The following is a 13,814-nucleotide window of genomic DNA, read 5'->3' on the forward strand; positions in this document are numbered from 1 at the left end:
GCAACGTACTCCACCTGGCAGATTCCTCCCCCGGGTCAAACGGGGTGGGCCGGTCAAACGGGTTGGGCCTTTCCTTTGTGCTGTGGTTTCAATCAGATATTCACATGGCTTAGTACGCCACAGAGTGGATTTGTTCCACCCAATGCGATAGGCAAGCCGGATTGCTCGTGTGCTGATCCCATCGACGTCTCCACCGGCAATCGTTTCGAGGAAGTGACGGATACCGTCATTGACGGTGATGTTGTTTTCAGGCGTTATTACAACTCGTTGTCCACCCAGACACGAGGATGGCATCTTGGTTCGAAGTGGACGTACAGTTACTCGCGATACTTGGACCTAACTCAAGCCTCGCCGCCCAGTTACATTTTATCAGGCGGCGGAGATCCGTATTCGCAGAGCTTGCTTCTTATAAATGTGGTTCGAGATGACGGGCGCCAGCTCGTCTTCACATCGAGCTACAACAACGGTGGGCCGCAGACCTGGGCCTCTAGCACGGACGTCCATGATCAGTTGACGGAGCTCTACGATAGCTCTGGAAACGTCTCAGGATGGAAGTATTTTGATGCCGCCAACCGCGTTACCGAGCTGTATTCGACCCAAGGCAGTCTTTTGAGTGTTACCGATGCTATTGGCAAGACGACGACATTTACTTACATCAGTGTACCGGGCCTTGTCGCAGGCGCAACTGACGTGGTGTTGGCGTCCATCACGTCGCCAGCGGGGCGCATTTTGAAATTAACCTACACGAGTTCGGGTTCGCTCGCATCGTTGGGGCTTCCGGATGGATCGACGCTTGCCTATCAACAGGATGCGAATCTGAATCTGACGACAGTCACTTACCCGGATGGGAAGACATTCCAGTACGTCTATAACGAGGCAGCGTATGCTGGGGGTAATAATCCGAATCTGATGACCGGTCTGGTGGATGAGGCTGGTGTACGATTTGCCACATTCTCCTACCAGAGCATCAATCAGCCCTACCAAACATCCAACGCCGGTGGCGTCAATACATTCATCTCAAACTTTCCTGCTGGTTCTCCAACAACGAGCACGTTCACTACGCCGCTCAATGCAACGCGCACGTTCAATTGGACGACCATAAACAGTCGGTCTTTCGTTTCCAGCGTGGCTAGCTCTTGTAGCGGATGTACGACCGCAACGACGTCATACGTCTATGACGTCAATGGCAATCGAACACAGGTGACCGATCCGTCCGGGAACGTCACCAAATACACCTACGCAACAGATGGTAGTGGTTTGGAAATCCAGAGGGTGGAGGCTGTAGCTACCGCAGCACAACGAACTATCCAGACAAGTTGGAACGAAGCCATCCGGCAACCATTGCAACGCACCGTCCTTGATGCCAGTGGCAATACGGTCAGTAGTACTCAATGGGTCTACAACGCCGCCGGTCAAACGCTGGCTAGCTGTGACATCGATCCGAGCAACAACACTGCATCGGGTTACGCCTGCAGCAACACCGGTACAACGCCGGCGGGTGTGCGTCGCCGGACCTATACCTACTGCACGGCAATCGACACCACGCAATGCCCAATTGTGGGCTTGATGCTCACGGCCACCGGCCCGCGCACCGACACCATCCAGACCACCACCTACAGCTATTACCTAAGCAGCAGTGCGACGAGCTGTGGTACCCCCGGTGCGGCCTGCTACCAAGCCGGTGACCTGCACACCATCACCGATCCCTCCGGCCACGTCACCACCATCGCCTCCTACGACGCCGATGGCCGCATTACCCGGCAGACCGATGCCAACGGTCTCAACACGGATACGACCTACACCTCGCGTGGCTGGGTTGGCTCGCGCAACGTCGGTGGCGCCACCAGCAAGTTCACCTACACCGCCTATGGCGCAGTGCAAACCGTCACCGATCCCGATGGCGTCACCACCACCTACGGCTACGACGCTGCGCACCGCCTGGTGAAGATCACCGATGCGCAAGGCAACTACCTCCAATACACCCTGGACAACGCCGGCAACAAAACCGCCGAGCAGGTCTATGACTCGACGGGCACGTTGCACAAGAGTCTGAGCCGGACCTTCAACCCCCTGGGCCAGCTCACCAAGGTGATGGACGGTCTTAGTCACACCGTGTTCGATGCCAGCGCCAGCAACAGCTACGACGCCAACGGCAACCTGGTGCAAAGCGCCGATGGTCTTGGTATCCAGCGCCAGCAGGGCTACGACGCCCTGAATCGCCTGGTGCAGACCCTCGACAACTACAACGGCACGAACTGACAGGGAGCCAGCCATGAAGCAAGGACAAGCAGTGAACAGCTCGGCCGCTGTGAACGGAACCTCGGACAAGACACCAGGGGGCCGAATGGACATAGGGTCGCGCACGATGATGGTCAGGAAGCTGCTGACCGGCCTTACGGTTGGTATGGCAATGGCCATCGTAACCGCACCGGTCGTGGCACAGACTGCCAACACCAAGACCGCCTACACCTACGATGCCCTGGATCGCGTGACCCAGATCACTGATCCCAGCGGCCTTAACACGACTTACCAGTACGACGGCTTATCGGATGAAACCAAGCTCACCAGCCCCGATTCCGGAGTCACGGCCAAGACTTTTGACGCCGCTGGCAATGTGCTGACCGCCCTCGACGCCAACGGGAACTCTGTTACTTACACCTATGACGCCCAGGACCGTCGTCTGAGCGCCAACTACGCCGACACCACCCAGAACATCACTTATACCTACGACGAGTCCAATTCTGTCACCGGCTGCGCCGCGTCGTACCCCATCGGCCATCTGACCCGCATGGTCGAAAATGCTGTCACCACGGTATTCTGCTACAACACCCAGGGCTATGTGATCCAAAAGAGCCAGACGGTCAGTGGCCACACGGATGTGACGACCTATACCCGTAGCCCCGGCGGCAAGATCCTTGGCATCACGCATCCAAGCGGCAACCAGGTAGCTTACAGCTACGATGCGAACGGCCATATCAGTGGTGTCACCGCGACCACCCCGAGCGGCACGACCACGCTGGTCAGCTATGCGACCTATTTGCCGTTCGGGCCAATCAGCGGCTACACACTGGGCAATGGCCAGGCGGTCACACGCACGTACGACGCCAATTACCGGCTGACAGATCTCGTCAGCCCGGCATTCACTTTGCATGTGGCGCGGGATGTGATGGGTGGTATCACCGCTATCGGCAACAGTCCAGGCGCGAATCCAGCAACCGAGACATATAGCTATGATCCGCTGTATCGGTTGACGTCTATCACCGAAGCCAATGGCAGCGCGTTGGAAAGCGTGACGTATAACAGAACGGGCGATCGTCTCAGCAAGACGGGTAGTGGCCTCGCCACTGGCGCGTACAGTTATAACCCCAATACCCACCAACTGATTACAACGGGCAATGCCGCACGAACGGTGGATGCCAATGGCAACACTACTGCGGTGACACAAGCTGGCAGCACGTATGGATTTGGTTACAACGCGCGAAACCGGATGGCGCTCGCGCAGCTGAATCAGAGTACGGTTGCCTTATACACCTATAACGCAGATGGGGAACGTGTCGCCAAAACCGCTAATAGCTCAACAGAGCGTTATAACTACGATGCGGACAGTCTGTTGCTGAGTGAATACGGCGCGACCAATCGTGAATACGTCTACCTCGACGATATTCCGATAGCCAATCTCGATACGCAGGGAACTACCATATCAATCGCCTATGTGACGGCGGATCAGTTGGGTACGGCACGAACGATTGCGGATGGAGGCGGCAACTCGGTTTGGACATGGGCATATCAGAGCAATATTTGGGGAGAGCAAGCGCCAACAAGCACCGGCTATACATATAACCTTCGCTTCCCGGGGCAGTATTTCGATGGAGAAACAGGGTTGCACTACAACCACCACCGCGATTACGATCCAGCGACAGGGCGTTATCAGCAAGTGGACCCGCTCGGATTCAAGGGAGGGCAGTGGAGTTTGTATGCATATGCCAACGGAAATCCGGCTAGCTATAGCGATCCATCAGGTTTATTTGTGCCGCCAGCGCCCGGGAGCCCGCTGGCACTTGCTCTTGAACGCGCGGGACTTGCTGAGGCAGCGGGTCTAGGTCCAGAGGACCCCGTCGCAGATGCAGCCGCGGCGCTATTGTTTGCTGGTACTTTAATCGCGGCAGAGATGTCCGGGCAAAATTCTGGACCAGGGAAAAATTGCCCAGGGCATGATTGCTCGGAAATTCTCGCGGAGATCGAGGCACAGAAGCAGATAGTGATTGATCGCTATTTCGGCATGCTTTACGACCGCCGTGAGCTGTACGACAACGCAATGATCACGCCTTTAAGTCGAAGAGGTGGCTCTTGGGTGGGGCACCAGCAGGCATTTAGAAATGAGCAAGCAAGGCTTATAAAGCTGATCGATAAGGCGAGAGAGATGAACTGCCCAGTTGAGCCCAATGCAGTCCTGTGGTCGACCATTGCACCCCCGGATAAGCCAGCAGGAAGATAGTCATGAATGTTCCGAATGATCCAGATCTCAGAGGGTTGGCAAAGGCTTATTGCCATAAATACAGCTCTGCGGAGACGGCAAACGACATGGCCGATTTTGAGGTGTATGAAAAAGTTTGCGATCTTGTCAAAAACGACCCCGAGGTGGCGTTTGCCTTCATTGTGCTAGTTATCAAGGAGAAGCCAAACGACTTTGCCTTTGCAAATCTTGCCGCAGGTCCTATGGAAGATTTGTTGGTCTTTCATGGTGAGAGAATGATCGACCTCGTTGAGAACGAGGCCAAACAGAATCCTGATTTTGACGATCTTTTGGGCGGGGTTTGGCTTAGTAGGATGCGGCCTGAAATTGCCAAACGAGTAGCTCGCGCACGCAGTGCCATTTGGAAAGACTAAAGAGTAGTCGGCGCATGCATGGCACATGTTGGGACATCCAGTGATCCAGGACAGTGATCCAGGACATCCATCAAATGGCCCTTCGCCGACGACCACGCGCGCCATTGACTGATGTCAGAGGCTTGTAGCGGGGCGTAGCGTTGGTGGCATGACTTACCCGCGCCACCAAATCGTTGCCCCGGAAACTGAAGGCTTCTTTCACTGTATTTCCAGTTGCGTGCGTCGCGCTTTCCTGTGCGGAGAAGACGCGTATATCCGTCGTTCCTACGAGCATCGGAAGGCTCGGGTGGAAGGGCGCTCGCTGGCGCGCCCCCGGGGTTTTGAGTAGTGCAACGATTTAGGTTCCAATCTCTCAACCGAAGGGGATCGGGCGTGAAGAAGCGTTTTGCCGAGGAATAGATCATCGGGCTTTGCCGTGGGGCGTATTACCCAGCATTGGCGAACATTTTTATATAATGTATTGCTCCAGGGTTCGAAGCATCAGGGGGATGCCGATGAAACGCTTTTTGCTGGCTTGGCTGCTGGTCTCGGTGTCATTCGCCTGCATGGCGGATGGTGCTCCGAAGATCACGGATTTCTTGCAGCGTGCTGAATACGAGCGGGTGGCGATATCGCCCGATGGGGCGCTACTGGCTATTGCGCACAGAGAGGATGAAAACACGACGGTCACGGTACTGCAGCGCTCGGATATGAATGTGGTTGCGCAGATCGGGACGGGAAGTCGCGGGGAAATTGAAGCACTGTCGTGGCTGGGATCCGATCACCTGGTGATCGCCTTCAACCGTGCCTCGGAGAGGTATCACCAGCCCATCTTCGATCCCCTCATTTATCTGGTAGATATTCACGCGAAGCATCCGATGACCTTGGCGTCAAATTTCTTTGGAACGGTGCGCGGGGATGATCGCCACATCCTGGTTCGGGAATGCAAAGATTTCAGCGCGGACCACGAGTGCCGCTACAGCTTGCGACGACTCGACATCAACCATTTGGTGGACAAAGGGGAGGAGCTGGGCGAGGCTCCTTTGGGCGATGCCTCGCTGATGGTCGACCACAGCGGGCAGGTCAGGTTCGCCTGGGCCTGGAGCAATACGGCCCGAAGCCAGATTTATGTGCGCGGCGACAATGGGCAATGGTCCTCGCTCAACGACAGCGACGTCACGCACCTTGAGGTGATACCGGTCGGTATTTCCGCCGACAACAAGACCGCCTTCCTGGACCGCGAGCGCGTCGATGGTCCCGATGTCATCGAGAGCTACGATTTTGCCAGCGGCAAGCGGACCGAGCTGCTAAGCGACAAAGTGTCAGATCCGCTTGCCACCATCTATTCCATGGATGGCAAGGAGCCGATTGGCGCCTGGTTCGGTCCCGGTGTTCCACAAGCGCGTTACTGGACTCCGAACAGCGACGACGCCAAATGGCACAGTGCGCTGGTGAAGGCTTTTCCCGGCAGCGTGGTCAGTGTGTCGAGCAGTACCGCCGATGGTTCGACCATTGTTGTGCATACCTACAGCGATCGCGACAACGGCTCGTGGTATCTGTTGGACCGTGCCACGCACAAGGCCACGCTGCTGTTTCATGCTCGGCCTTGGCTTGACGCTGCGCGCATGGCAGTGATGGAGCCGATCGAATTCAAGGCCAGAGACGGACTGGCTCTGCATGGATTCCTTACACGTGCGCAAGGAGTGAGCGGCCCGGCGCCGACGGTAGTGATTGTCCACGGTGGCCCGTACTTCGTCGCGGACGATTGGACGTTTGACGAGGAAACTCAACTTCTCGCGGCCCACGGTTACAGCGTGCTGCACGTGAACTTTCGCGGCTCGGCGAATTTCGGCCTGCATTTCATGCAGCTTGGCTATCGCCAGTGGGGGCTGTCCATGCAGGACGACATCACGGATGCCACCCGATGGGCCATCGCACAAGGTGTAGCGGACCCAAAACGAATCTGCATCTATGGCGCAAGCTACGGTGGATACGCAGCGCTAATGGGGGCTGCGCGCGAACCCGGGCTTTATCGTTGCGCGATCGGGCTGGCTGGCCCCTATGACCTGAGCAAACTCTATCGCTGGGGCGATATCCATCGCAGCGACTACGGCATGCATTACTTGAATTTGGTGCTCGGCGAAGACAAGGCCGCTTTGATCGCTGACTCGCCGATTTCTCGCGCTTCCTCCATCACGATTCCCGTTCTGTTGGCGCATGGTGAGCAGGATGGCCGAGTGCCGGTTCAGTATGCCAACGCCATGCGATCCGCTCTGAAGAAGGCAGGGCGTCCGCCGGATTTCGTGACCTACGAATGGGAAGGCCATGGACTCGCTGACCCGGCAAACAAGCAGGATTTCTACACCCGCATGCTCACCTTCCTGGCCAATAACCTTGGGCCAACATCGGAAAATGTAGGTGCTGGAAAAGCGGGGAGCGGGGACGCCAAGGGGATGGGTGGGAATTGAGCGTTGGTTCGTGTGTACGCGAGTTGAAGAGGGATTATGGGACGGCCTATTGAGTTGAAGATTTCCCTTATCGCACTTGCCTGCGAGTACGCAGTGATGGCAGTCATCTACGTGTTTGCATGGAGATCCCAGCTTTCTACGGGTCAGACGCTTACGCTGGCCATGATATGGAAGTATCTAGGGTTCATTGTGATCCGGCCGCTCGTAATTTACGGATTGTGGCGGGGCATTAGTTGGATACGTACGGTCTGCCTTTGGCTGATGCCGATTGTGTTCTTGTTGAGTTTGGCAGTGAAATTACACCATCCCGCTACAGTGCCCTTGGGGATGAAGGCGCACAGCCCATTAGAGACCACCGTTTTAGCGATAGGCCTTCTGGCGCTGCTGCTTCTGTATTCCCCGCGAGTGGGTGCCTGGTTTCGTTCGGCTCCGAGCAGGCAGTCTGTGGTGGGGGCGACTTCTGTGGAATAAACAGAAATCGGAGCGGCTCACGAATGGGTCCGTCAAAAGTCAAAGGGTGGACGGCCCCCATTGGCCCACGTTTTTGCTCGTCATCCCAGCGAAAGCTGGAATCCACTGTCTTTGGCGATCTGCAAGTCGCTGGATCCCAGCTTTCGCTGGGATGACAGTAAAGGTGGTTGAAACATCCTAACCCACTCGGAATGTCCCGTGATGGGTTGGGGGCAGGGAAAATGACTTGGGGATACCTCGGATTACATCCCCCATGAACGCTAGTCGTTGATCCCATGCGCTCGCAGCACGTTGGAAATATCCACCCGCCAGATATTGCGCGAACCATTGAGTGGACTGCTCAGCCGCTGCTGCAGCGTAGCCACAGTGTCGTGGGTCTTGGGAAAGCGCACGTCTTCCTGGCGGTTGCTGGATACATACAGCTCGCCAAACGTTGGTCCTAGCGCCGGCGCGTTTTCCAGGCTTTGGGTGTTGACATCACCGCCCAGGTGCTCGGGTTTGCGCCAGCTCCCATCGGCCTGGCGGAAGGCAATGTAGATGTCGGCGCTGCCCAGTGAATCGCCCTCATCCCCGGCGAACAGCAGGAAGCGGCCGCGTGGATCTATGCACGGGTCCATGCGGTTATGCGAGATATCCCCCAGTTCCACTCGCTGTGGAGGGGAATAGCCGCTGCTGGCTGGGTGCACTACGTAGATCTGATAGAGCTTGCCGGAATCCGGGCGGCGCGCGGAAAAGTAGATATCGCCGTTGGCGGCCACAGATGGGTTGTAGAGCGTGGCGCCGTCGTTGAGCGCGCCGTCCACATGTTGGGGTTCGCCCCAGCGGCCATCCGCCTGGCGCTCGATGTACCACAGGTTGGTGCCGGCAAAGTGTCGGCCGCCCGCCTCGGCGACCAGCGGCCGGTCGCCCGGATGCACGGGGCGATTGGAAACGAAATACAAGCGCTTGCCATCCGGGGCAAAAGCCGGCTCGGAGTCGTGCCATTGCCCGGAGAACGACGCCATCTCAGGGGCGGACCAGCGCTTGCCGTGGCGGTGCGAGACCAGGATGGTGTCGTCCTTCTCAGCAAAGTCGGAGCGCATGAAGTACAGCGTCTGCCCATCCGGCGATAGCGCCGCGCTGGTTTCCTGCAGGCCAGTGGAAATGACGCCAGGGCCGAGCAATTCGGCAGCATTCGCCGGGGCGGTGCAAGTCAGCGCGAAAGCTACGGTCCAGGCCAGTGTCTGCCACTTCATACTTGCTCCCTTGATAGAAAGTCTATGCAACCCGGCACCATTGTCGGTGAAACGGAAATTACGCGCTTCCATTTTGGGGTGAGCGGTTGCGTTTGCGTGGCGGGCGGTCGGGTCTGTGTGCGAGCGGGTCGGTTCCTAGGCCGTGATCCTGGTCGTGGATGTTTTATGGGGGTGGACCAGCGGTCGAATTTTTTCGATGGGAGATTTTGACCCTAAGGCTTCCAGTCACCTCGCCGTCTTCCCCGCTTTCGCTCGCTGCAGTCTGGGAAAACCGAGCTCTTGATCGCGAGGCTACATGGCACCTCGCCGTCATTCCGGCGCAGGCCGGAATCCAGTTTCAATACATCGTGCGAAGCACCCAAAGCCCGGTTTTGTGTCCTTCGGACGCGTATTTAGACTGGATTCCGGCCTCCGCCGGAATGACGGTGAGGTAAGCCAAGCCCTGCGACCAAATGCTCGATTTTCCCCGGACAGCCGTGAGCTTCCGCTGAGGTGGCGAGCAAATGACGTCCGGCCTCCCAGATTCTGGCCCTCTGAGCTTGCTATGCTTGGCCCGCACGGCGCGGGGGCGCGCCGCTCTCAGGGAAGTGACCTATGGCAATTCGATCAATGGGCCCAGGGGCCGGCTTTGGCTGGCTAAGTCGCGGCATCAGCGTGGGTTTTCGTCATCCGAAGCCGCTCTTCGGCGGCGCCGTCCTGGTGCTGCTCGCGGCGATGGTCCCGACGCTCATCACGCTACCCATGCAGCTTCATGCACTGCATTCCGGTACGCCACTGCAGCCGACAGCTTTCTTATGGATTATGGCGTTATCCGTTCTGCTTAGCTTACTCGTCTTGCCGCTGTACGCCGGCTACTTGAAAGTGATCGATTCGGCTGAGCAGGGGCTGGCCGCCCGCGCAAGCGATATCATCAAGCCCTATGCAGAGGGCAAAGCGCTGCGCGTGATCGGCTACGGCGTGCTGATGATGGTGGTTTATTTGGCCACGTTCGCCATTGTTATTGCCACGACAGGGGGCGGCGTTGCCCACTGGTATATGCAAGTGCTGACCGCAGGGGCCAATCATCTACCGCCGCCCACAGGATTGCCGGATGGCTTCGGGATCACCTTTTTGTTGCTCGCCGTACTCGGCATTTTCATGATGGGTTTCTATTCCATCAGCCTTGGCCAGGTGTCAATTCGCGACCGCGGTGTGTTCGGCGCCATCGCCGACGGCGCAATCGGTGCGCTGAAAAACTTGCTGCCGCTACTTATGCTTGCACTGGGCTTCGTCCTTACCTGGATCGCTGTCGCCATCGGCTTTGGGATAGTCGCCTTACTGCTTGCCCTGATCGGCAAGCTGGTCGGCGCATGGCTGATGCTGGTGCTGCTCTTTCCGCTCTATATCGCTTTATTTCTCACCATGTTTACGGTGATGTTCGGAGTTGCGTACCACCTATGGCGTGACGTGTGCGGTGACGACATCGCGACGGGAACGGCTCAACCGTTCGCTGCTTGATCGAGCCTCTGATCGGATTGGGAGCGCCCCCGCAAAAGGGCGGGGGCCGTTAAAGCTCGAAAAAGGCCACCAATATAGGCGGGCGTAGCGAATCGCGTCACGTTCGCCTCCCGAACCCGTGGTCAGCCTGACCGGATTGCGCCTGTCGTTTGGTATCCTCTCCTGCATCGTCACGGTGGCACTTGCAAGTGCTTGGAGAGAGTCAGTCATGACCATGCGTACACTCGTCCAACTGGCCATGGTGATGCTGTTGGCGGGATGTGCCGCCGGTCCGCCCGCTACGGTAAAACATCGCGTTCCCCACGGGAGCACGATTGCCGTGGTGATGTTGCAGGACTGCGATATCGCAAAGCAGGCGGATTGCGATGGCTCCGGGTTGAACGCCAGTTCGATCTTTGTCAGCGCCATTTCGCGAATGCCGGGCCTGCAAGCCGTCTCGCTGGCCAGGCCCGTTGGGCCCAAGGCAGCGCTCAGTGACGACGCGGCGATCGCCTATGCCAGGGAAAAAGGCTACCGCTATGTCCTGAACGGCGAGGTTCAGGATTACTTTCGCACCGGCAACTTGCTGTTTCATTCGAATCACGCAGGTGTTTCAGTGCGCCTCCTGAGTACATCCAGCGGGCAAGTGCAGGCCACTTATACCTATCAAAAGCATTCGAGGACTCATTCGCCCGATGCCATACTGGAGAAAATGGCCAAGCGATTGGCGGCTTCCATCATTCTTGAGAAAAAGGGCGAGCGCGAGGGTAAGTTCCTCCTTTACAACGGGAATGGCTAGGGCTGACGAACGCTTCTGGCTCGGCCTGCAAGGCGACTACGATCTTGAAGAAGCTCACTTTGCGCTGGGCAAAGACATCAAGCGCATCGAGCGTATCGCCGCCTGACTCTCGCCCCCGTTTTCGACTTGATCGACAGCGCGTAGGCTGGGATGGCAATCCCGGCATCGAGAGGTCACAGGCAAAGCTGGGATTGTCGTCCCAGCCTACGCTACACCAGACGCATATACAGTTCGGTGGCGGGTGCGGGGAATGGATCAAGGCATCCTTGAAGCAAGCCTAAAAGAGGCAGGGCGCTTTTCAATGGATGGAAAAGCGCCCTGGTCCTTTTGAACTCCTTTGTCGCGCCTCACCAGATCACGCAGCGATCCGGCTTGATCATCGGACTTGGCGGAGCAACACCGAACGCCTGCTGGAATTCCGGCAGGTTGGCCAGCACGCCGTTGGTGCGATAGAGCTCGGGTGGGTGCGGATCGGTGGTTACGCGGGTCTTGGCCGTTTCCGGCCGGGTGGCCATGGCCCAGGAGTGGCCATAGGCGATAAAGAACTGCTGGTCGGGCGTGTAACCGTCGATGGTTTTGGCCTGCGCGAAGGCGGGCTGGGCGTGGAAGGCACGCAGGGCGAGGAGCAGGCCGCCCTGGTCGGCGATGGCTTCGCCGGTCACCAGCTTGCCCTGGACATGCACGCCGCCGTCGACGGTGTATTGCGAATATTGGTTGGCAATGCAGGCAACCCCACCCTGGAACTTCTTGAGATCCGACGCTGCCCACCAGTTGCTTAGATTGCCGTGCCCGTCGAACTGGGCGCCCTGATCGTCGAAGCCGTGCGTCATTTCATGGCCGATGGTCGCGCCGGTGTTGCCGTAGTTCACCGAATCCGGCCAGGAAGGGTCGTACAGCGGCGGCTGCAGTATGCCAGCGGGAATGTTGAGGTTATTCATCGACGGGTCGTAGTAGGCGTTGACCGTCTGCGGGGTCATGTCCCAGTCGCTGCGATCGACGGGCTTGCCGATCTTGGCCAGCTGGCGCTGCACCTCGAAGGTGGTAGCGCGCATCACGTTCAGCGCGTACGGGCCGCGATCGATCTGCAGTGAGGAGTAGTCGCGCCACTGGTCCGGATAGCCGACACGCAGTTCCATCATGTCAAGCTTCTTGATCGCCGCCTCGCGTGTGGCCGGCGTCATCCAGGCGAGCGTCTTCAGGTCCTGGCGCATCGCATCGCGGATCTGGTCGACCATCTGCGTTGCCGCCTGTTTGTAGGACGGCGGGAACTTCTGCTCCACATAGATCTTGCCGATGGCAAAGCCGAGGGCGCTATCTTCTGCCCTCAGCACACGTTGCCAGCGCGGTTTCTGTTGCTTTTGGCCGGTCAGCACCGAAGCCATGCGGAAGTTTTCGTCGACGAACGATTGCGACAGGTAAGGCGCATAGGTTTGCACCAATTGCCAACGCAGGTAGGTCTTCCAGTCGTTGAGCGAGGTATGCGCCAGTTGTTCGTTCACGGTCTTGAAGAAATCCGGCGTGGCGATGTTGAGGCCCTGGATTTCCGGATGGCCGATTCCCGCCATCAAGTTCTGCCAATGCAGACGCGGCGTTTGCGCGTTGATGTTCGCAATGTCCATCGGATGGTAGATCGCTTGCGGGTCACGCATCGCGACATCGGTCATGGAGCCTTTGGCCAGGCTGGTTTCCAGGGCCATGACAGCCTTGGCTTCGGTTTGGGCGAGCGCCGGGCTGTCGCCAAGCAGTGTGAAGGTGCGTGCGACGTGCTTGATGTATTCGGCGCGGATCTTCGCGCTGCGCTCACCGCTTTGCAGATAAAAATCGCGGTCGGGAAGGCCCAGTCCGGCTTGCATGGCCGCGGCAATGACCTTGCTGCTGTCTTTGTAATCCTGCATTTGCATCAGCCCGAACGGGGCGCTGACGCCGATCATTTGCAGATGGGCGAACTCGTCCGGCAACTGCTCGATCGCGCTGATTTTTGCAATGCGCTCCAGTTCGGGTTGTAGCGGCTTGATGCCGGCGCTGTTGACGGCCTTTTCATCCATGCCGCTGGCATAGAAATCACCGACTTTTTGCTCGGCGCTGCCTGGCGCTGCCGTGGTGTCGTGGCTGGCTTTCTCGACCATGCCATGGATGAAGCGCTGGTTCTGCAGGTCGACCGCGACATAGGCGCCCCATTCGGAACGATCCGGCGGAATCGGGTTGGCCTTGAGCCAGCCGCCGTTGGAGAAATGAAAGAAGTCGACGCCGGGCTTTACGTTGCGATCGAGCCAATCCGGATACTGTCCATCGGGACTGCTGAAGTCGGGGGCCTGGTCGGCGGCAAGGATACCCAGCGGGTAAAGGCACAGGGCGGCAAGAAGGGCCCGTCGGATCGATAGCATTTGCTACTCCTTTCCTTTTGTAGAGCATCGTGCTCGAAAGGACGCATGCTAGCGGGTGGCCCCGCTGCTTCCAATGGGACGAACGCCACATCAGTCGCGTGGGCTGGTGGGCGCG

General features: G+C 58.0%; 8 protein-coding genes and 1 pseudogene. 7 read left to right on the plus strand and 2 right to left on the minus strand.

All coding sequences use genetic code 11. The features are described 5' to 3' along the window. Window positions 1-75: 75 nt before the first annotated feature. From EKH80_RS24535 to EKH80_RS19075, 5 genes and pseudogenes are all read left to right on the plus strand, one after another. Window positions 76-837: pseudogene (locus EKH80_RS24535) on the plus strand (DUF6531 domain-containing protein); the annotation flags it as partial. Window positions 838-1,200: 363 nt separating this feature from the next. Further along, a complete protein-coding gene (locus EKH80_RS24250) occupies window positions 1,201-2,259 on the plus strand; it encodes an RHS repeat domain-containing protein (RefSeq protein WP_230473826.1) in 1,059 nt (352 codons plus the stop codon). A gap of 13 nt (window positions 2,260-2,272) precedes the next feature. Continuing rightward, window positions 2,273-4,495: an RHS repeat-associated core domain-containing protein gene (locus tag EKH80_RS24400; RefSeq protein ID WP_126686387.1), complete on the plus strand. Its 2,223-nt coding sequence runs from the start codon at window positions 2,273-2,275 to the stop codon at window positions 4,493-4,495. A gap of 2 nt (window positions 4,496-4,497) precedes the next feature. Further along, window positions 4,498-4,887 (plus strand): DUF6869 domain-containing protein, encoded by a 390-nt coding sequence (locus EKH80_RS19070; RefSeq protein ID WP_126686388.1) that lies wholly within the window; start codon window positions 4,498-4,500, stop codon window positions 4,885-4,887. Window positions 4,888-5,381: 494 nt separating this feature from the next. After that, entirely contained in the window at window positions 5,382-7,334 is a 1,953-nt protein-coding gene (locus EKH80_RS19075) for an alpha/beta hydrolase family protein (RefSeq protein WP_158628883.1), read from the plus strand. A gap of 731 nt (window positions 7,335-8,065) precedes the next feature. On the opposite strand, the gene EKH80_RS19080 is transcribed toward EKH80_RS19075, so the two are convergent. Continuing rightward, the gene (locus EKH80_RS19080; RefSeq protein ID WP_126686390.1) at window positions 8,066-9,040 is read right to left on the minus strand and encodes a TolB-like translocation protein; all 975 of its coding nucleotides are present in this window, start codon (window positions 9,038-9,040) and stop codon (window positions 8,066-8,068) included. Window positions 9,041-9,634: 594 nt separating this feature from the next. Here EKH80_RS19080 and EKH80_RS19085 point away from each other — a divergent pair. After that, entirely contained in the window at window positions 9,635-10,537 is a 903-nt protein-coding gene (locus EKH80_RS19085; protein WP_126686391.1) for a hypothetical protein, read from the plus strand. A gap of 118 nt (window positions 10,538-10,655) precedes the next feature. Next, window positions 10,656-11,315, plus strand: a complete 660-nt coding sequence (locus EKH80_RS19090) for a hypothetical protein (protein ID WP_126686392.1) — start codon at window positions 10,656-10,658, stop codon at window positions 11,313-11,315. A gap of 347 nt (window positions 11,316-11,662) precedes the next feature. Here the strand turns inward: EKH80_RS19090 and EKH80_RS19100 are convergent, their stop codons facing one another. Next, complete coding sequence (locus EKH80_RS19100; protein ID WP_126686393.1) at window positions 11,663-13,699, minus strand: M13 family metallopeptidase; 2,037 nt, start codon at window positions 13,697-13,699, stop codon at window positions 11,663-11,665. Window positions 13,700-13,814: the final 115 nt, after the last annotated feature.

The sequence above is a fragment of the Dyella choica genome, from assembly GCF_003977665.1.
Taxonomy (GTDB): Bacteria; Pseudomonadota; Gammaproteobacteria; order Xanthomonadales; family Rhodanobacteraceae; genus Dyella_B; species Dyella_B choica.

Bases quoted from the DNA above. Each gene is read 5' to 3' on its own strand.
- EKH80_RS24400 (WP_126686387.1), top strand. From the start codon at position 2,273: ATGAAGCAAGGACAAGCAGTGAACAGCTCGGCCGCTGTGAACGGAACC.
- EKH80_RS19070 (WP_126686388.1), top strand. From the start codon at position 4,498: ATGAATGTTCCGAATGATCCAGATCTCAGAGGGTTGGCAAAGGCTTAT.
- EKH80_RS19075 (WP_158628883.1), top strand. From the start codon at position 5,382: ATGAAACGCTTTTTGCTGGCTTGGCTGCTGGTCTCGGTGTCATTCGCC.
- EKH80_RS19080 (WP_126686390.1), bottom strand. From the start codon at position 9,040: ATGAAGTGGCAGACACTGGCCTGGACCGTAGCTTTCGCGCTGACTTGC.
- EKH80_RS19085 (WP_126686391.1), top strand. From the start codon at position 9,635: ATGGCAATTCGATCAATGGGCCCAGGGGCCGGCTTTGGCTGGCTAAGT.
- EKH80_RS19100 (WP_126686393.1), bottom strand. From the start codon at position 13,699: ATGCTATCGATCCGACGGGCCCTTCTTGCCGCCCTGTGCCTTTACCCG.